Origin of the sequence: Microbacterium marmarense, assembly GCF_037204165.1 — a bacterium.
In the GTDB taxonomy this organism is placed as follows: domain Bacteria; phylum Actinomycetota; class Actinomycetes; order Actinomycetales; family Microbacteriaceae; genus Microbacterium; species Microbacterium marmarense.
On record NZ_JBBDGL010000003.1, the window covers coordinates 136,654 to 156,245 of the forward strand.

Genomic DNA, 19,592 nt, shown 5'->3' on the forward strand with positions numbered 1-19,592 from the left:
GGAACGCGCCGCCGTGGGGATGAATGACGTGGGATTTCGGAATGCGACGATCTGTGACGTCGTCTCGCGCCGCGAATGGGTGCGCAAGTCGGCCTGACACAGACCGTTATGCTTCATCCATGGCAACGGCGACAAGACGCGGGATCTTCGCCGCGGTCGCAGTCGTCGTTCTTCTCGTTCTAGGTCTTGGAGTGAGCAGCGTTGTCGCTGATGAACTGGGGATTCGCACCGAGCCGTCCGCGCAGATGCAACCTGCCGCTCCGGTTGTGGCGACCGCAGCTGAGCCTGTCGACCCGCCGAAGTTGACCCTCGTCAATGCGCCGGATTCGTCGCGCGTTGCCGCTGCTACTGCCTATTTGATGGATGCTACGGCAGCCGTCGAAACCGAGGGATCAGCATCCGTCGCCTTCGATGTTGTCGACAATGGTGACCTCGATGACGACTCTTACACGCTGACCGGGTCGGACACGGAGCTGACCATCGATGCAGCGAGCCCCGCGGGAGCCGCGCGCGGTCTTTATGACATGGCGGCGGCGGTGCGAACCGGCAAGTCGATCACCGCCACCCTCGGCGAAGAGATGACGTGGCGGCTTCCGTTGCGCATGGTCGATTCCGGCTCAGTGGGCATTGAGGCCAGCCCGGAAGAGTGGGAATCTGGCACCAACTATTCCCACGTGGGCGGCTCATATCAAGACGCGCTTATTCCCGAAGCGCCATATGTCGACCAAGACCTGCTCGACGAGTATTTCGCCGAGTGGGATGCACACCTGAGACACGTCGTGGCTCTTGGCTACAACGGCATGACGTGGGGGCGTTTCATCGAGTACGTCACTATGCAGACTGCTCCGTATGGCCCGGTATATGACGATGACGATTCACACGTCGAGCGTGCTCTCGCGCTGCGTGAGGCTTTCACCCCGTTCTGGGAACGTGCCGAAGAGCTCGGCGTGAAGCTATTCCTCTCGACCGACATGCTTTCGTTGACACCCGAGCTGGCCGACTACTTCGATGAGCACTACGGCGGCACCGACGCCGAGAACCCAGCCATGTGGGATGTGTACACCGCTGCACTCGACGAGATGTACCAAGCGGTGCCCGCCCTCGAAGGCGTGCTCATTCGCATCGGTGAGGCGGGCGCGATCTATGACGCCGAGGGCTGGGACTACTATTCCGAGCTCGGCGTGACGAACGTCGACGAAGCGCGCACGATGCTCACCGCCTTCACCGACCACGCAGAGACGCGCGGTAAAGAAGTGATCTTTCGCACCTGGTCCGTCGGCATCGGCGAAGTCGGCGATATGCACACCGATGTCGACTCGTACGAGAAGCTACTCGGTGGCCTCGATTCGCCGGCGCTGATCGTGTCGACCAAGTACGTGCTCGGCGACTTCTACAGCTGGCTGCCGCTCAACAACACGCTTGAGCAGGGCGAGCAACGCCGCATCGTCGAGTTTCAGAGCCGTCGCGAGTTCGAAAACTACGGCGCATTCCCAAACGACCTCGGGCCGCAGTTTCAATGGGCGATGCAACAGCTGCTCGAAGCCAACCCGAAGATCGAGGGCGTGTGGGTCTGGGCGCAGGGTGGCGGTCCGCTGCGCGCGGGCCCGATGACGCTCTACGGCAAGGCGGGCTTCTGGGAACTGTATGAGCTCAATACGCTGCTGGGCGCGGCGATCGCTCGCGACCCTGGCACTGACGTCGCTGAGGTCACCGCGGACTGGGCGTATGAGTACTTCAGCCATGATCCCGCGACCATCACAGCGATCAGCGAAGCGATGACACATTCGCGAGATGCCATCGAGCAGGGGCTCTACATTGAGCCGTTCGCCGACCAGCGAGGCTTCGCCATCGGCCTCGAGCCCCCACCCATGATGTGGATCTTCGAGTGGGACATCCTCACCGGTGACACCGCGGTGCTCGACGTCATGTACTCCATCGTGCGCGACAGCGAAGTCGGAATCGATGGAGCGATCGTGCTCGGCGAGCAAGCAGTTCTCGCTGTCGAGCAGATGCGCGAGATCGTGGCCGCCACGGATCCTGCTTCTTGGCATGACCCTGCCATGCACTCTGACCTTGTCGACACCCTCGACTATGAGAGCAACACGCTCCAGATGCTCGCGGCATATCGCGCTATGTTCCTGCATCAGGCCGAGTGGCACGATACTCTCTCTCAAGAGTCGTACGACGCCTGGGTCAGCGATCGCGCTCAGTTCACCGCGCTCGCCGATCAGCACCTCGCCCTGTACGAGGGAAACATCGACTACCCGTCTTACAACGTGACGCCCGCGCAACTCGGTGTCGAGCGCGGCGAGCGTGACCCGGCTATGGCGTGGACTGCGCGCATCCTGCTTCTGCTCGCGTTGCTTTGGGTATTCATCGGCATTCTTGCCGCTCGCACGCGGCTTGTTCGGCGCCCCGGAGCGGCGGCGGCTCGTGCCTCGTGGCTGGCGTCGACCAGGCCCTGGCGAGCGCGTGAGTCGACCCTCGGCATGTTGCCGCTTGACCGCTGGCTGATGATCGGGGTTCCGGCCGCACTGCTCGTGGCCACGCGTCTGGTGCAGACCTCGTTCCTGTCGTGGACGCACCCCGCGATCGTGCTCGGCGCGTGGCTGGTTTTTGCGCTGGTGGTGCGGATTCTCGTCGGCAGGCGTTCACCGTGGCCGGTGATGGCGGCCGTCGGCGGCGCGATCGTGTTCCGCTGCGCGCTCACGCTGTTCGCGCTGTCATTCAGCGGGCCCGGTGGCTACTGGTTCACATTCTGGACCGATCCCACGTTGCGCACCGTGTACATCTGCATCGCGTTCGCGCTGTTCGGCTGGGTATTCATCGCTGGCGGCTGGGCGCTGGTCGCTCAGATCGGAGCACGTCGTGCCACCGGCGCAGTCGTAGCCGCCATGGGTGCCGGACTGATGATTCCCGCGTCGGTGGTTGCCTTCGTCGGCGTCGAGACGGCATTGACCGTCTGGAACGACGAACTTGGGCTGCTGCCCTGGGCGCTGTCTCGCATTCTCGGCATCACAACGTTCCTTGAGATCCCTCTCGACTCCGCATGGTGGGTCGCCGGAATCGGCGCGGGATTGTTCGCCGTCGGGTTGCTGCTGTCGATTCATCGCGGTGAAGGGCGCCAGACGCCTAGTAGATAGCGCGCGGGTCGAGCCGAAGCAAGCTCGAAGTGACGTTTTCGGACCTCCAGCGGCGTAGGAAAGTGGTGTGCCCCGATGCCATCGCGTCGGGACACACCACTTGGCTGCCTACACCTGCGCTCGGCGGCGCATCACAGTCAACAGAACAGCACCGGCAATGATCACTGACATTGCCATTGCGGCGATGGTCCAGAAGACTGTGGCGTCTGTACCCGTGACAGCGAGGTCGTCTGAGCTGTCGGCGGCTGGGTCGGCCTGGGCTGCGTCATCTGGCGACTCGCCAGCATCGGCAGGATCCGAAGGATCGGTCGGTGTGACCGGTTCGCTCGGGTCGACCGGAGCCTCCGGATCGACAGGCTCAGTCGCTGGTTCTGCGATCGCGAAGTTCACGATCGTCGGAAGCGCCGCTCGGCTTCCCAACGACTGGGTGAGCGTGACAGAGTGTTCGCCAGCGGTCAGACCGGAAGTCACTTCAATCTGCCAGCTGCCATCGGCCTCAACCACGGTCGAAGCACCGCTGAGATCGCCCGCTGACCGTACTGACATTCCCGAACTCACCACCAATTCGGCGACTGTCACGTCGGCTCCCGGGAAACCCGTTCCCGCAAAGAGCACTGAGTCAACGTCCGCCTGAAGCATGCCTTCTGGAGCAGTGCCGACGGTCAGGTCGCTAAGGTCAGCGCGCTGTGTCAGCCATTCCTCAGGAGTCGTCGGGCGATCGATGATGCGAGTCTCGCCGATACATCCGTTCCAGCCACCGGTGGCCGCATCATCGACCCAGTCCGCACCGAGAATCCACGGCATGTCTGAGTTGAATGCCATGCCCGCGGTGCCGGTGGCGTTGCGCAGCACAGGTGCGCCGTCGACGTACATCGTCGTGGACATCGTCGCTGGGTCATTCACGAGCGCCACGTGTGCCCATGAACCGGTAAGGATCTCGCCCGACCAGTTGGTTTTGTCGCCCTTAGGGGTGTCGGCCGGGATGCTGGTGAACTGGAACTCGCGCAAGTTCGAGATACCAAGCGCGGTTGGTGACGAGGTGTAATCCCACCGCGACCACGGCACGCCTTCGATCGTTGAGCGGTTGCCTGTGCGAGTGATGAACTTCGACCATTGGTTTGCTTCTGCCGTCCAGTCTGGGTCCATCTTGACGAACGTTTCAATGGTGTACCCGTTAGAGAGGTCAGCATTGGTGATTGGGGCACCAGCCTCGGTCGTCAGGTAGCTGAAACGATTCTCGTTCCGGTCTGCGTTCGCGAAGCACACGGCGGCACCATCAGCAGAGAAGGCGGGCACGGACTCCGTTTCGATGAAAGCGTCTTCCCACGTTGCACCGGTCGCACCAGTTGCCGTCGGATCTGCCCGATGGAGGTCGTTGTCTCCCGCGACATCTTCGATGACCATGTTGGCGTCAACGACACCTTCGTTGTCGTTGAAACGCCAATGCGCCAGCGTTCCCTCAACCTCGACAAAGTCTCGTGCGTCGCCCGGAAGCTCCGTCGTAATCGCGTCGGGCGCGTCGAATCCCGTCAACAAGAGCGTTCGTGCTGCTGCGGATAGCGAGGCCTCGTCCGCGGTCCCCGCGGTAAAGGTTGGGTTGAAACCGGCGAAGCGTTCCGCGAAGTCGATCTCAATCGTAAATTGCTGTTGCGCACCTTCGAGGAACGGCTGGTCGTAGCTGGTGAGAAGCTCAGGCGCCTTGGAAACTACCCAAGGTGAGGCAGTCTGCACGTTTATCTTGTTGTTCGTGAGATCGAACTCGTATAGGCCCAGATATCCGTTGCCGCCGTCATAGGCCATCTGATAGTCGATGAGTATCTCGGTAACCGTGTGACCGTAGTCGTTCGACTTCTCGAGTCGGGTCGCGCCGTGAAAGTGACCGTTCATTGTCAGAAAGATCTGGTCGTTCTCGCGGATCAGGTTCTCCCACAGTTCGAGCCCGTATGCCGTTTCAAGCGGGGTGACCTGGTCGGACTCGACGCTGAGAAGCGAGTGCGTGGTGAGGATAACCGGAACCGTCGGGTTCGCTTGAATGACGCTCTCTGCCCACGCCTGGGTATCTTCTGACACACGCCAAGACAGCGCGAGCACCATGAACTGTTGCCCCTCTGCTTCGAACACGTGGTACTGACTCATGCCAGTGGGGTCGCTGCCCCCAAACGTCGACTGCTCTGCGGCGCGCTCGGGACTGAACCACTGAAGAAAGGGTTCGTTTTCGAGGTTGTAGTCGGTGTCGTCTAGTTGATCGTTGCTATTCAACACGTCGTGGTTGCCAGCCAATATCGAGTACGGCAGGTTGGCGTCTTCGAGGGTTTGCATTGCGTTATCTGCAACGTGCCACTCGTCGGCAACCGTCGCGCGATCGACAACATCGCCCAGATGAGTCACGAAGGGAATGTTGAGGGCGTCGCTGTTTTCGGCGAGCCACTCTGTCTGCACCGCGAATGGGTTGTTGCCATATCGCGGCATGAACTGGTCCGCGGTGTATCGCGAGTAGAACTGCGTGTCGGGTAGCACGGCGAGAGTGAAGCGCGACGCGAGATCTTCGGTTTCTTCGGCGTGTGCAGGAATGCTTGCGGCGGTCACAAGACCGCCTGCGAGGCTGAGAGCGGCCGCCGCTGCGATTGCGCGGCGGCCTGGTCGGGTGTGTCGAGGGCGCACCAATTACTCCTTGGTTAGCTGTGGAAGGGGAGGCGTCGAGCTCCTGAGGCTGACTCGGAGACTGTCGCTGAGACGCGTGTACGGCAGGTTGCGGACAGCTTGCGCGGAGGTGATGTCTCTTTTCGCCCGCACGTGCACACCTCGTCACGCGGCGGAACGCCCTTTTGGCCCGGGCATTGTGAACCGGGGGTGAATGTTCGTTAAATACCGTTACACCATCGAAACATGAACTTGCATAGCATGAGCCTATGGATGGTTCAGTTTACGAAGAGATCGACGCTCTCACCCGAGTGCTCGACGTGCACTCCTTGCGCATCCTTGCGGCCATCGACCAACATGGTTCGATCAGTGCCGCGGCACGTGCATTGGGCTATTCGCAGCCGACAATCACGCAGCACGTGCAACGTCTCGAAGCAAAACTCGGCACCAGCCTGGTGGCACGAAGCGCCCGCTCCGCTCGCCTGACCCCGGTCGGGACTCTCCTCGCTCAGCACGCCCCCCGTATCGATGCGAGTCTCACGGCGGCAGCGACGGAGCTTGCCCGAGCGCTTGGTCACCGTGCGGGAATGGTGCGCTTTGCCGCATCGGCGGACTCAGTGTCGGCAATCGTCGCGCCGACGATGCGCCAGCTCGTTGACGCGGTCGCGGGTGTCGAGCCGTCGGTGCTCGAAGTCGACAGCGACACCAGTGCGCTCGAGCTCGTACGCACCGGACGTGCCGACATCGCGCTGACGACATCATTTCGGGCGAGTGGCATTCGTCGCGCGGCTCCCCGGCATCGCGGTATGCGCTCGCACTTTCTGTTCGCTGAAGAGCTCGTCGCGCTGGTTCCCGCGGCGATCGATTCCCAACTGACGCCCGACAGCGACGGGCGCATTGACCCTGTCGCCCTCGTCGAGCAGCCGTGGGTGCGGGGGAGCGGTACCTCGAGCGACATCATCGCGGCCATGATTGAACGCGCAGAACTCGACGCCGACTCGATAGTGACGCAACCAGCCGCTGCCGCCGCGCTCGTGGCAAACGGCCTGGCGACGGCATTCGTGACCGAAACGACCCTGGCGTCGCTCGCCCTGCCGCCCGGGCTTGTCGTACACCGCCTCGCCCCGTCATTCGTTTGCCGCACCTCTGCGGTCACCCTGGTCGAGGCTGCAGCGATCCCTGCTGTCGCTGCGGCACTTCGTCTTCTTGCCACACGCAACCCCGTTGTTGAGTTCGATTCGGCCATCAGCTTCCGTCGACGCAACGCCAACCACCGCGCGAGGTTTCACGCGGCGTTTCCTGCTCCACCCATCGCCCCCACCTCTGAGGAGAACATCATCATGCCGTTCCCATCCGCGAGTCGCCTCGCGAAAGCGGGCGCCGTCGCAACTGCGAGCGCACTCCTGCTCGCAGCCTGCGCTAGCTCCCCAACAGAATCCACCGCTACAACCGGTGTCGACACTGGCGCCGACATCGACAGCATCACCGTGGCTATGCCCGGGTCGCTGTCAAACCTCTACGTCGGCCAAGAGTCCGGCATCCTCAACTACTACATCGCCTCGATCGCCCAGGAAGGGCTCGTCTCAATCGACGCCCAAGGAGCCATTCAACCCGGATTGGCCGAATCGTGGGAACAGACAGACGATGTGACATACGTGTATGAACTGCGCGATGACGCGGTGTTCCAAGACGGCACACCCGTAACCGCCGAAGACGTGGTCTTCAGCCTCGAGCAAGCACGCGACGAGACGAGCTCGCCTGGACTGTCGTACTACCTCAGCAATGTCGACACGGTAGAACAGACCGGCGATTCCGAAGTGACCGTCACGCTCACCGCCCCCGACGCCGCTTTCGCAGGCAACATGAGCACCGGTGGGGCAGCGTTCATCACATCGAAAGCCTTCTGGGAGGCCAATGACGGCAACGTCGGCACCCCTGACGCTCTGCTGCTCGGCAGCGGCCCCTACGAGGTGACCGAGTTCGCACCCGACTCGCACGTCACGTTCGAGCGCGTCGACACGTGGTGGGGCGAGCTGCCCACGGTGAAAGAGATCGTGATCAACTTCGTTCCTGACGAATCAACGCGACTTCTCGCCGCACAAGCCGGCGATGTTGACGTCGCGTTCAACGTTCCGCTCGCGCAATCGCAGCAGTGGGAAGGCCTCGACACCATGCGCGTTGACTACGTCAACGACCTGTCATACGTCGGCTTGTACTTCAACACGGCTGTCGCCCCGTTCGACGACCCGAAGGTGCGCGAGGCCTTCGCGCACGCGGTCGACCGCGAGGCGTACGTAGACAAACTGTTGCGCGGTCATGGCGAAGCCGCAACCGCGATCATGACGCCCGAGTCGCTGGGCAAGGTCTATGACGCCGACGAAGCACGCGATGTGCTGAGCGAGATTCCGCAGTGGGATTTCGACCTCGAAGCGGCCAAGGCTGCGCTCGCCGATTCCACGGTTCCCGAAGGCTTCGAAGTTGACCTGCTCAGCCCCAACACGGGTCCGCAGCTCGGTACTGCGGCCCAGGCGCTCGCTCAGAACCTTGCGGAGGTAGGCATCACCGTCAACGTTCGCGAAGTTCCCATCGAAGAATGGCTCGCGAGCCTCGATGTGTCGAGCGACTACGGCGTGAACTTCATGTGGTACTTCTCGACCCTGGGAGACCCGGCAGAAGTTCCGAGCTACCTGATCGGCACAGACAACCCTGCGGCCTACGACAACGCCGAGATCGTCGATCTGCTCGCGCAGGCCGGTGCCGAGTCTGATCCCGCGGCGCGCATCGACCTGCTCGTGCAAGCAGAGTCGCTGCAGGCCGAAGATGCCATCAACATCCCGCTGTGGTGGGGGCAATCCGCCACTGCATTCGCGAATGACCTCGGCATGAACGACTACAGCTCGTTCGCGTTTATCTCGTCGTGGCCGACCCAGTTGTACCGCGCCGGCTGATGACGATCTCCCCCGCTCGAGCACGCGCATCACGCAACCGGTCTATGGGCCGGATGCTGCTGGTGCGCGTGCTCGGCACCATCGCTGTGCTTCTTGTGCTGTCGATGTTGATCTTCTCGCTGATGTATCTGGCGCCGGGCGACATCGTGAAGAACCTGCTCGGCAATCGACCGACCTCTCCCGAGGCGGTTGCGGCGATCCGCGAGCAGTACCGGCTTGACGATCCGCTCTATGCGCAGTATCTGCATTGGTTGGGCGGGTTCGTCACGGGCGACCTTGGTGAGTCGATTCGCCTGCAGGTGCCGGTGGCCGACGCAATTGCCCAGCGTGTTCCGCTGACGCTCACCCTCTGTCTGCTGGCTTTCGCTATCGCTATCGCGGTGGCAGTGCCGCTCGGTGTGAAGAGCGCTGTGCGAGCCGGCGGTCTCGCCGACCGCTCCGCGAACGGGCTGGCGATCGTCGGTCTGAGTGCCCCCACCTTCGCTGTCGGGTTGCTGCTGCTCTATGTCTTCGCCTACTACTTGCCGATTTTCCCGGTGTACGGCGCTGGCTCTGGCGGCTTCGACACGCTGTGGCATCTGGTGCTACCAGCTGTGACTCTCGCCCTCGGGCTCGGCGCAATCGTGCTCAAGCTCACACGCACGGCGATGATCCGCGAGCTTGAGACCGACTATGTCACTTCTGCTCGTGCCCGCGGGCTTTCGCCAGCGAGTGTGCAGCGCATCGCGCTGCGAAACGCGGCCATCCCCATCGTCACGGGTGCCTCTCTCGTGCTGACCTTTCTTGTCGGAGGCACTGTGCTTGCCGAAACCACCTACGCGCTGCCAGGCCTTGGCACGCTGCTGCAAGGCTCGGTGCTGTTCAAAGACATCGCTGTTGTGCAGTCGCTCACTCTGCTCGTCGCGGTCATCATCGCGGTGATCGCGCTGCTCGCCGACCTCGCCTACATGCTGCTCGACCCTCGCATTCGCCAGGCGGGAGGCCCCAGGTGACCGCCGCGATTCAGCTGACGCATGCGCCTAACCCGCGACGCCGTCGGGCACTGCCGGTGATGGTCGTGCTGTCTGTCGCCATTCTGGTTCTCGCGGTGCTTGCCGCGCTCTTTGGCAACCTGCTTTACCCCGATGCGATGAAGCAAGACATCTTGTCAGGGCTCTTGCCAGCGGGAACGGCCGGCTATCCGCTTGGCACCGACGAACTCGGGCGCGACATTCTCGCGATGACCGTCGCTGGCGCCGCTTCGGCGCTCGCCGGGCCCGTGTGCGTCGCGATCGGCTCAATGATCCTCGGTGTGATCTTGGGAACCCTGGCGGGCTACGAGCGCGGCTGGCTTGACTTCGCGGTGAGCAGATGGACCGACCTGCTTCTCGCGCTGCCGGTGCTGCTCGCGGCGATTGTCGTTTCGGGTGTGCTCGGCGGCGGATACTGGATCACGGTGATCCTGCTGATTCTGTTGTTCTCACCTTCTGACATTCGCATCGTGCGTGCCGGCGTGCTCGAACAGACGGCGCGCCCCTACATCGAGGCTGCGCGCATGCTGTCGTTGTCTCGATGGCGCGTGATGTTCCGCCACATTCTGCCGAACGTGTCAACGCTGGTGCTGACCAACGTCATGCTCAACGTGGCATTCGCGCTGGTCGCCTTCTCATCGCTGTCGTTTCTCGGAGTGGGGGTGCCTCCGGGCACTGCTGACTGGGGCCGCCAACTCACAGATAGCCGAGCCATCATGTTCGACAACCCTGCGGCGGTGCTTGTGCCCGCACTCCTGATCATTCTCGTTGCATCTGCGGTCAACCTCGTGGGTGACTGGGCGGGGCAGCGTCTCGCACAGGTCGGAGATCCGGCATGAGCGGCGTCACGATCGAAGGCCTCACTGTGTTGAGGCAAGACACCCCCATGGTGGCGCCGATCGACTTGGTCATCGAACCAGGGCGAACACTGGCCATCATCGGTGAATCCGGTTCGGGCAAGACACTCACCGCCAAGTCGCTGGTCGGTCTGCTTCCCCGGGGGTTCCATGCCTCGGGAACGGCGACGATCGGCGGCTCGAAGATCGGTTTGGATGCTGCGGCGTCAGCCTGGCGCGGGGTGCGTGGCCGCACCGTCGCGTTGCTGCTGCAAGATCCGTTCACGAGTCTGTCGCCTGTGCACCGCTGCGGCGCGCAGATCGCCTGGACGATTGAAGCCGCCGAGGCGCGCAAACTTCCGCGCGGTGAGAAGGAGGCCGCAGTCGCGGCCCGTTTGGCTGAGGTGAAGCTGCCGGCTGAGGTCGCTCGCGCCTATCCTCATCAGCTCTCGGGAGGGATGCGCCAGCGCGTTGCGATTGCAGCAGCGCTCGCTGCCAACCCCCTGCTGTTGATCGCTGACGAACCAACCACAGCGCTTGATGCATCCAATCAGGCAGAGATCCTTGATCTGCTCCGCACGATCCAACGAGAACGCGACCTGTGCGTGATCCTGATCTCGCATGATCTGGGACTGGTGCGCGGTCGCACCGACGATGTACTGGTGATGCGTCACGGCGAAGTGGTTGAGCGCGGGGCGACGTCTTCGGTGCTGGCCGATCCGCAGCATCCCTACACGAAGGCGCTTTTCGAAGCGGATCCGGTTCTCGCGGTCGGCCCCATCGCTCCGGCAGAGTCAGCAGAGCGGTCTGTGCGCGGTGAACGCACACCGCTGACGGTCAGCGCCGTCGGCATTACGAAGCACTTCGGCGACCGCACTGTGCTCGACGACGTGTCACTGCACATCGCGCCCGGCGAAATCGCTGGGGTTGTGGGGGAGTCGGGTTCAGGAAAGTCAACCCTCGCGCGCTGTATCGCGGGCCTTGAGCGCGAAGATGGTGGTGTCATCACCTTCGCGGGGACTGAACTTGAACCGGGCCGAGGGTCTCGCACGCCGAGCCAGATGCAGATCGTGTTCCAAGACCCGTATTCGTCGCTCAATCCGATGATGTCGATTGGCGCGATCCTGCGTGAAGCGCTCGGTGTCGCGGGGCGATCGTCGAACGAAGTGCCCGTGCTGCTTGAGACAGTGGGACTGCCGGCAGAATTCGCACGCAAACGGCCCGCTGAGCTGTCTGGCGGCCAGCGTCAGCGCATTGCAATCGCGCGGGCACTCGCTCCGCAGCCGCAACTGCTGATCTGCGACGAGTCAGTTTCTGCGTTGGACGTATCAGTGCAAGCGCAGATTCTCGCGCTGATCATGCGTCTTAGAGAAGAGCTTGGCATCGCAGTGCTGTTCATCTCGCACGATCTCGCCGTTGTACGGATGCTCGCCGATAGCGTCACAGTGCTTTGGAACGGTCGAGTCGTCGAATCGGGCACGTGCGATCAGGTGTTGAGCGCCCCCCGTCACGAATACACCGCACTGCTGGTAGCAGCAGCCCACCGTGAGAACACCGCCCACCATGGAAACGAACCACATGTTTGACGCACTGCTCGCACCGGCCGACAAGCCGATGCTCGACGAGATCGCCGACCTCATCTCAGGCCCGCGCGCAGACCGCTGGCGCATCGATCGTTCGCTCTATCGCCCAGAGCTCGGTGTGGTTCGAGATGGTGAGGGAGTGCCCCTCGCAGCAGTGCTGACCACCGCGCGGCCCGCGACAGCGGCGACCAAGATCGTGGATCTTTGGTTCGTTGATGCCCTCGCCGGAGAAGCGCTGCTCGACGCCGTCGTCGACACTGCCCGGTCACGACATGACGTTGCCGTCAAATGGGAAGTTGCTGAGGGCGTCGCGGTTGCGCCATTCGCGGCAGCCTTCACCCCCATGCGAGAGCCGTGGGCGGCCGTTGGCACCGAAAACGTGCGTGGGCTCGTGCTCTGGCTGCACGATATTCCGCACACCGAACCGGGCTATTACGCACAGACGACGCTGTTCACCTGCGGCGCGGTCGCTGCGCTCATCGCCGCTGATGCTTTCGGGCGGGGAGCGCTCTCGGGCCGCGCCGGCGACCGCGAGCGTGAGATCGAGTTCTGGCGTCGCGCAAGCAACTACCCCTCCTGTGAACCGGTCGGGCTGGCAGTCGCGCTGCGTGAGCACCTTGGTGATGCACCCGTTGAGGTCGCGCTCGACCACGATGCGCCGGTGTTGCTGGAAGACATGTCGGGGTTCGACTACGACTTCCGCGCTGAGCTGCAGGCAGAGTCGTGGCGTCAGGCTGCGGCGCTGGGTGTGCCCGTTCGCCGCGACCGCGTCAGCATTGACGAGATCCTCCACCGGGTTGAAACAGGCGAGTTCGCCCTGCTGCTCATCGATGAAGCACCGATGCATGGCGAAACAGGGCCGCACTGGATCACGGCTCACGCAGCAGCGGACGGTGTCGTTCTGCTGCAGGACCCGTGGGTGACCGTGGCCGCGGGTGAAACCTGGGTCGATACTCACGACATGCCCGTGCGCAGCGCCGAACTCGAGCAACTCGTTCGCTGGAGTGACGAAAACTACCGGGGAGTGATCTTCACCGGTGTGCGACCTACCGTGGCGGGCGGCTAGTAGCCTGCGCGCATCGAATCGCTCGGCACGATCTCTTTGCCGAGCGGCACGAGCGACACCGGCACCATCTTGAAGCTCGCGATGCCCAGCGGAATGCCGATGATCGTGATGCACATGGCGATTCCGGTGGTGATGTGTCCGAGAGCGAGCCACCAGCCCGCGAGGATGATCCACACCACATTGCCCAAGAACGAGCCAACGCCAGCGGTCGGCTTCGACACGACGGTCTGTCCGAATGGCCAGAGCGCATACACGCCGATGCGGAACGATGCGATGCCCCACGGAATGGTCAGGATCAGAATGCAGAGCACCACGCCCGCGAGCATGTAGCCGAGGAACATCCAGAAACCCGACAGAACGAGCCAGATGACATTGAGGAGTGTGCGCACGGGTCGATTCTCTCAGGAAAACCCTGTGTGTTCAGTGGCGGTGCGGGAAGCGCCAACCATCAGGCCGCGGGCGTGGGCAGTGTCAGGGGAGGCACCTAGACTTGTCGGGTTATGACCGACGCCTCTGCGGCCGCCTCTCGCGCGGCATCTGTTCCTGTCGTTGTCGACCCCTCGGCCGGCGCCTCGGGCGGTCGTCGAGACGACGATTTGCTTGCCGGGCTGAATGATCCTCAGCGTGAAGCGGTCACCTATCGCGGGCCTGCCCTGCTGATCGTCGCCGGTGCCGGTTCGGGTAAGACCAGCGTGCTCACGCGCCGGGTGGCATCGCTTCTCTACAGCCGTGAGGCCTGGCCCAGCCAGATTCTGGCGATCACCTTCACCAATAAGGCCGCTGGCGAGATGCGTGAACGAGTCGAACAGCTGGTGGGCGATTCGGCCCGTGGCATGTGGATTTCGACCTTCCACTCGGCATGCGTGCGCATTCTGCGCCGTGAGGCTGAGCAGTTCGGTTTCACGAAGGCCTTCACGATCTACGACTCGGGCGATTCGCGGGCTCTGCTCAAGCGGTTGGTCAAAGAACACGAGGCCGACGCCTACGGGTTGACTCCTGCAGCCACACAGTCGCGTATCTCGAAGCTCAAGAATGAATTGGCGGATGCTGATTCTTATGCGCGACAAGCGAATATGAGCGATCCCGCCGAGCGCATCTTCATCGAGGTCTTCGCCGCGTACCAGCGCGAGCTGCAGAAGGCGAACGCCTTCGACTTCGACGATCTCATCGGTCAGGTTGTCTATCTGTTTCGCGCTTTTCCGCACGTGGCAGATGTCTATCGTCGGCGGTTTCGGCACATTCTGGTTGACGAGTATCAAGACACCAACCACGCGCAGTACGCCCTGATTCACGAGCTGACGCGACCGGTCGGCTCTGATGCTGCGCCCACCGAGCACTCCAGCGGCATGATGATCTTCGAGCCAGAACCAGCCGCGAGCCCCGACACGGCGGGCGCATCGCTCACTGTCGTGGGCGACTCTGACCAGTCGATCTATGCGTTCCGTGGCGCTGATATTCGCAACATCAGCGAATTCGAACGTGACTACCCGGGCGCCAAGGTCGTGCTCCTCGAGCAGAACTATCGCTCCACCCAGAACATTCTCTCGGCGGCGAACGCCGTCATCGGCCACAACTTCGACCGTAAAGACAAGAAGCTGTGGACCGACGTCGGTGAGGGTGAGAAGATCATCGGCTTCACCGGCTATTCGCAGCATGACGAGGCGCAGTTCATCGCCGACGAGATCGATCGCATCCACCGCGCCGGCGTGGACTATTCCGAGATTGCCGTGTTCTATCGCACGAATTCGCAGTCACGTGCGATTGAAGAGATCTTCATCCGTTCGGCGTTGCCATACAAGATCATGGGCGGCACGAAGTTCTACGACCGCGCTGAGATCAAAGACGCGATGGCGTATCTGGTTGCCGTGGCAAACCCCGCTGACGAGATGGCGATGCGGCGCATCATCAACCGACCTCGGCGCGGTATCGGCGACGTCACGGTCGAGACCATCGCGAGGTTCGCGGCAGAACAGCAGATCACGTTCCGCGACGCCCTCGCCAACTCCGCCTCTCTCGGCGTAGGACCGAAGATTCAGAAGGCGATCGCACATCTCGACGAGGTGCTGGTCGAAGCCGCCGCGCTCATGCTTCCCGCCTCGGGCGAACTTGCCCCGCCGACGGCAGTGGCCGCCGGGTTGCAACTCCTGCTCGCAAAGAGCGGCTATACCGATGCGCTGCGTGCCACGAAAGACGCGCAAGACGAGGCGCGTGTTGAAAACCTCGACGAGCTCGTGGCGGTGGCGCGTGAATTCGCACGCAACAACCCCGAGGGCACCGTGATCGACTTCCTCTCTGAGGTTGCGCTCGTCGCCGACACCGATGACCTCGAAGACGCGTCGGGCACGGTGTCGCTCATGACGCTGCACACCGCCAAGGGGCTGGAATACGACGCCGTGTTCGTCACGGGGGTCGAAGAAGACCTCATTCCGCACCGCATCTCGGCAGGTGAGCCGGGCGGGCCGCAAGAGGAACGCCGCCTCTTCTATGTCGGCATCACGCGTGCGCGCAAGCGTCTGTATTTGTCGCTCGCGATGACGAGGGCACAGTTCGGTGAAGTGACCGTAGCGATGCCAAGCCGTTTTCTGCAAGAGATTCCTGCCGAACTGCTGCACTGGCGCCAGTCACCAGGCGACGTGAACTCGCGCGGCGGAACGCAGTCTCGCGCACTCAACGCCCGTCGCCCCGGTGGCGGCATCGGCGGTTCGGGCGGCGGTGGCGGCCGCTATGGCGACGACCTCGTGCCGTTGCCGAAACGTTCACCCAGCCCGGGCATCGAGAAGTTCGCCAACCGCATTCCCGCGAAGGTGCGAGACAACGGCGATATGGTGCTCGGCTCGGGTGACCGCATTCGCCACGAAGACTTCGGTGAGGGTCGCGTCGACGCCGTCACGGGTGAGGGCGCCAAGCGCGTCGCGCACGTGCGATTCGACAAGGCCGGACCCAAGAAACTGCTGATCAAGATCGCACCAATCGAAAAGCTGTAGCGCCCGGCCGCACCACCATGCTCGTCACACGAAGACGTCAGGATCGCAAGCGCAGTGCGAACTCGTTGTCGTGCGCGTAGGCTCAAACTATGGCACTCTTCTCGCGCCGTCCCAAGGACTCCGCTGACCAGACCAATGCTGAACCCGAAGTGACTGGCGTCGAAGACGCGAATAGTTCAGCCGAAGAACCAGCAACGGGTGCAGCGACCGACGCACCCGAAGCGGGTGCAGAGGCAGCCGCCGCTGGCACCGATGCCTCCGGCGACGAGGTGAGCACAGACATCGGTGAGCCCACCGCCTCCGTCGGCATTTCTATGTCTTCGTTTGGTGGATTCGGTGCTACCAAGGCTGCCTCGCCTGCTGAACAAGATGCCGCCGCCGCGCAGCCGCAGGCCGCACCACGCCCGTCTGCGCCCGAAACCGCACCGCCGCCAAACGAGTCGATTCCGGGGTTGCGCGACAATGTTCTCGTTCGCGCCGCGCTCGCTCAGGTCAGTGCACCAGCCACAGCCACCGAAGTTCTCAACGTCGTGCGGCAGATGCTTCAAGGACACCTCTACCTGCGTGTGAAAGGCGATGCCCGCGCGCTGATCGCTGAAGGCAAGCCGCTGCCGCTCGCAATGGCCACCATCGGTGAGAAGAACTACGCCCTCGCATACAGCAGCGGCGCGGCGCTCCAAGAAAGCGTGCGCGCCGATGGCGACACCGCGACGTCGGCGATGGGCCAGCCAGTGCTGGGCGTCATTCGGCACGTGCTGTCGGGCACCTATGCGGGTGTGATCATCGACCATGCCTCTGGTCAGGCGCGTGTCACCCTGCCTCGCGAGCTGCTCGAGAAGGTCACTGCGCAGATGGACCCCAAGCTCGCACTCAAGACTCTGCTGGCCGCTGAGCGCACCGACGAGACGGGTGCGGCGGTCGTGGCAGCGCTCGGCGAAGCGCCGCTGTGGGTTGCGATCGGCACGACGGCAGACGATCGGCCCGGCGTTGCCGAGGGGCGTTCTGAGGATGGCTCGCGCTACCTCGAGGTGTACTCGCACCCGCTCGAGGTTGCCGCCGTGGGCCGTGGAGACAAGTCAGCGAAGATCACGACAGCACAGTTGGCCAAAGCGATTCAGGGTGACCAAGGCCTCTCAGGAATCGTTGTGGACCCGGCGGGGCCGTGGATTCGCGTGACACGAGATGAGCTCGCGCCGTTGCTGACCGTCGAGGACTGACCGAATATCACTCACACCCGGTCGAGCATCAGCCCTAAAGTCGAGACATGGCTTCCGAGCGAACGACGTTGACAATCGCCGGGCCCGACGGTGACCGCAAAGTGGGGTTGTCGAGCCCGAATCGAGTGCTGTGGCCCGAACTCGGCATCACCAAACACGAGCTCGCTGAGTATCTCATCGTCGTCAGCGAGCCCTTCCTCAGTTCCAACGGCAACCGACCGGTGTCGTTGGAGCGGTTTCCTGGCGGGGTCGATGGCGAGCGTTTCTACTCGAAGAATCCTCCCAAGGGTGCCCCAGACTTCATCGAGTCGGTGACGGTCAAATACAACAGCGGCCGAAGGCACCCGCAGTTAGTGCTCACCGAAACGGCGGCGGTCGTCTGGGCTGCGCAGATGAACACGATTGTCTTTCATCCTTGGGCATCGCTGGCTAAGAACACCGACAACCCGGTGGAATTGCGCATCGATCTTGATCCCCAACCCGGAACTGACTTCTCGGATGCGGCAGCGGTGGCTCCTGCGCTGCGCGAGGTGCTGGCCGAGGCGGGCCTCGATGCCTTCGTCAAGACGAGCGGCAACCGCGGCATCCACATTTTCTGCCCCATCGAGCCCAGCCACGAGTTTCTCGACGTTCGCCACGCGGTAATCGCGGCCGGCCGCGAACTCGAGCGCCGAATGCCCGACAAAGTCACCATGAACTGGTGGAAAGAAGAGCGAGGCGAGCGAGTCTTCGTCGACTTCAACCAAGCCAACCGCGACCGCACGATGGCGGGCGCATACAGCCCGCGGGCGCTGGCGGGGGCAACCGTGTCAACACCGTTGAGCTGGGATGAGCTTTTCGACATCGACCCGGCGAGCTTCACCGTGCGCTCGGTGCCGGCGCGTCTCGCAGAGGTCGGTGACCCTTGGGCCGCGATGCCAGCAAACCCTGGGCGCATCGACACTCTGCTGGAGTGGTGGCAGCGCGATCTCGATGACGGCCTGGGCGAGTTGGCCTTTCCCCCGGAGTTTCCGAAGATGCCCGGCGAACCCCCGCGGGTGCAACCTAGCCGAGCAAAGAAAGCTGACGGCTGAACGCGGCGACGCGGTGCTCAGTAGAGCACATCGCCCAGATCGTAGGCGGCAACGCGGTCCAGCTGCTCGTAGGTGCACGAGCGGGCGTCGCGATCTGGACGCCACCGCTCGAACTGCGCGGTGTGCCTGAACCGGTGGCCCTCTAGCTGGTCGTAGCGCACTTCGAGCACTCGCTCCGGCCGTAGCTGCACGAAGGTGACATCTTTCGAGCCACTGAATCGCGAACGATCGGTTGCTCCTTTCGCTGCCTCACCCTCAGCATCCCGATCGACCAACGGCTCAAGCTCATCGATCAGCTCGAGCCGGCGCTTGTCGCTGAAGGCAGAGACCCCACCCACCGGCACCAGCGTGCCGTCTTCGTCGTAGAGGCCCACCAACAGCGATCCCACGCCCCGACCAGACTTGTGCACCCGGTAGCCGAATGCCACGACGTCGGCTGTGCGGTGGTGCTTGATTTTCAGCATGGTGCGCTTGCCGGGGGCGTATGGCAGGGTGAGTGGTTTCGCGATCACTCCGTCAAGGCCTGCGCCCTCGAACTGCTCAAGCCACTGCGTCGCGATAGCGGGGTTTTCGGTGGTGCGAGTGACATGCAGCGGGTGGGGCACGGCACCGAGCAGATCCACAAGCTGGCTTCGGCGCGCGGTGAAGGGCTCGTTCTGCAGGTCGCGGTCACCCCGCGCGAGAAGGTCAAAGGCGATGAACATAGCGGGCGTCTCTTCGCTCAACCTGGTGATGCGCGACGCTGCGGGATGGATGCGCTGACTCAGCGACTCCCAATCGAGCTTCTGCGATCCAGCGGCACCGATCGGCACGACGATCTCGCCATCGATCAGACACGGTTCTGGCAGAATCTGCGAGAGAGCGCCCACGAGCTCGGGAAAGTAGCGCGTCAGCGGCTTTGCGCCGCGGCTGGCGATCTCAACGGTCTCGCCGTCCCACGAGATGAGGGCCCGAAACCCATCCCACTTCGGCTCGAAGCTCAACCCGCCGGGGGTCTTCGCGGGATCAGGAATAGCCGGTACCGCCTTCGCGAGCATCGGCGCGGGGATGTCGTATGGCATGAGACCATCTTGTCGTTCCATGCCGGTGCGC

At 63.1% G+C, this 19,592-nt stretch carries 12 protein-coding genes; 9 read left to right on the forward strand and 3 right to left on the reverse strand.

From position 1 onward, the window contains the following. The first annotated feature begins 119 nt into the window (after window positions 1–119). The gene (locus WDU96_RS10980) at window positions 120–3,143 is read left to right on the forward strand and encodes an MFS transporter (RefSeq protein ID WP_337338555.1); all 3,024 of its coding nucleotides are present in this window, start codon (window positions 120–122) and stop codon (window positions 3,141–3,143) included. Between the two features lie 108 nt (window positions 3,144–3,251). On the opposite strand, the gene WDU96_RS10985 is transcribed toward WDU96_RS10980, so the two are convergent. Next, entirely contained in the window at window positions 3,252–5,804 is a 2,553-nt protein-coding gene (locus WDU96_RS10985) for a LamG-like jellyroll fold domain-containing protein (protein WP_337338556.1), read from the reverse strand. 248 nt (window positions 5,805–6,052) lie between these two features. On the opposite strand from WDU96_RS10985, the gene WDU96_RS10990 reads away from it, so the two are divergent. The 5 genes from WDU96_RS10990 to WDU96_RS11010 are packed head-to-tail and all read left to right on the forward strand — an operon-like array spanning window position 6,053 to window position 13,226. Beyond that, on the forward strand, window positions 6,053–8,731 hold the full coding sequence (locus WDU96_RS10990) for an ABC transporter substrate-binding protein (protein WP_337338557.1): 2,679 nt from the start codon (window positions 6,053–6,055) through the stop codon (window positions 8,729–8,731). Continuing rightward, window positions 8,731–9,723, forward strand: coding sequence for an ABC transporter permease (locus tag WDU96_RS10995; RefSeq protein ID WP_337338558.1), 993 nt, complete (start codon window positions 8,731–8,733; stop codon window positions 9,721–9,723). The genes WDU96_RS10990 and WDU96_RS10995 overlap by 1 nt, the downstream gene beginning before the upstream one ends. Then, a complete protein-coding gene (locus tag WDU96_RS11000; RefSeq protein ID WP_337338559.1) occupies window positions 9,720–10,580 on the forward strand; it encodes an ABC transporter permease in 861 nt (286 codons plus the stop codon). Before WDU96_RS10995 ends, WDU96_RS11000 begins: the two co-directional genes overlap by 4 nt. Beyond that, window positions 10,577–12,163 (forward strand): ABC transporter ATP-binding protein, encoded by a 1,587-nt coding sequence (locus WDU96_RS11005; RefSeq protein ID WP_337338560.1) that lies wholly within the window; start codon window positions 10,577–10,579, stop codon window positions 12,161–12,163. Before WDU96_RS11000 ends, WDU96_RS11005 begins: the two co-directional genes overlap by 4 nt. Next, window positions 12,156–13,226, forward strand: coding sequence for a peptidase C39 family protein (locus WDU96_RS11010; protein ID WP_337338561.1), 1,071 nt, complete (start codon window positions 12,156–12,158; stop codon window positions 13,224–13,226). Before WDU96_RS11005 ends, WDU96_RS11010 begins: the two co-directional genes overlap by 8 nt. On the opposite strand, the gene WDU96_RS11015 is transcribed toward WDU96_RS11010, so the two are convergent. Further along, window positions 13,223–13,615, reverse strand: coding sequence for a YccF domain-containing protein (locus WDU96_RS11015; RefSeq protein WP_337338562.1), 393 nt, complete (start codon window positions 13,613–13,615; stop codon window positions 13,223–13,225). The two genes, WDU96_RS11010 and WDU96_RS11015, sit on opposite strands and share 4 nt — an antisense overlap. Window positions 13,616–13,726: 111 nt before the next feature. Between WDU96_RS11015 and WDU96_RS11020 the strand changes: the two genes are divergently transcribed. The 3 genes from WDU96_RS11020 (at window position 13,727) to ligD (ending at window position 18,500) form a co-directional block, all read left to right on the forward strand. Then, complete coding sequence (locus WDU96_RS11020; protein ID WP_337338563.1) at window positions 13,727–16,210, forward strand: ATP-dependent helicase; 2,484 nt, start codon at window positions 13,727–13,729, stop codon at window positions 16,208–16,210. Between the two features lie 89 nt (window positions 16,211–16,299). Continuing rightward, the gene (locus tag WDU96_RS11025; protein WP_337338564.1) at window positions 16,300–17,427 is read left to right on the forward strand and encodes an SseB family protein; all 1,128 of its coding nucleotides are present in this window, start codon (window positions 16,300–16,302) and stop codon (window positions 17,425–17,427) included. A 47-nt stretch (window positions 17,428–17,474) separates the two neighbouring features. Beyond that, window positions 17,475–18,500 (forward strand): non-homologous end-joining DNA ligase, encoded by a 1,026-nt coding sequence (gene ligD / locus WDU96_RS11030; protein ID WP_337338565.1) that lies wholly within the window; start codon window positions 17,475–17,477, stop codon window positions 18,498–18,500. Between the two features lie 17 nt (window positions 18,501–18,517). On the opposite strand, the gene WDU96_RS11035 is transcribed toward ligD, so the two are convergent. Next, a complete protein-coding gene (locus tag WDU96_RS11035; RefSeq protein ID WP_337338566.1) occupies window positions 18,518–19,561 on the reverse strand; it encodes an ATP-dependent DNA ligase in 1,044 nt (347 codons plus the stop codon). Window positions 19,562–19,592 lie beyond the last annotated feature (31 nt).

Bases quoted from the DNA above. Each gene is read 5' to 3' on its own strand.
- WDU96_RS11020 (WP_337338563.1), top strand. From the start codon at position 13,727: ATGACCGACGCCTCTGCGGCCGCCTCTCGCGCGGCATCTGTTCCTGTC.
- WDU96_RS11025 (WP_337338564.1), top strand. From the start codon at position 16,300: ATGGCACTCTTCTCGCGCCGTCCCAAGGACTCCGCTGACCAGACCAAT.
- WDU96_RS11010 (WP_337338561.1), top strand. From the start codon at position 12,156: ATGTTTGACGCACTGCTCGCACCGGCCGACAAGCCGATGCTCGACGAG.
- WDU96_RS10980 (WP_337338555.1), top strand. From the start codon at position 120: ATGGCAACGGCGACAAGACGCGGGATCTTCGCCGCGGTCGCAGTCGTC.
- WDU96_RS10990 (WP_337338557.1), top strand. From the start codon at position 6,053: ATGGATGGTTCAGTTTACGAAGAGATCGACGCTCTCACCCGAGTGCTC.
- ligD (WP_337338565.1), top strand. From the start codon at position 17,475: ATGGCTTCCGAGCGAACGACGTTGACAATCGCCGGGCCCGACGGTGAC.
- WDU96_RS11005 (WP_337338560.1), top strand. From the start codon at position 10,577: ATGAGCGGCGTCACGATCGAAGGCCTCACTGTGTTGAGGCAAGACACC.
- WDU96_RS11035 (WP_337338566.1), bottom strand. From the start codon at position 19,561: ATGCCATACGACATCCCCGCGCCGATGCTCGCGAAGGCGGTACCGGCT.
- WDU96_RS10995 (WP_337338558.1), top strand. From the start codon at position 8,731: ATGACGATCTCCCCCGCTCGAGCACGCGCATCACGCAACCGGTCTATG.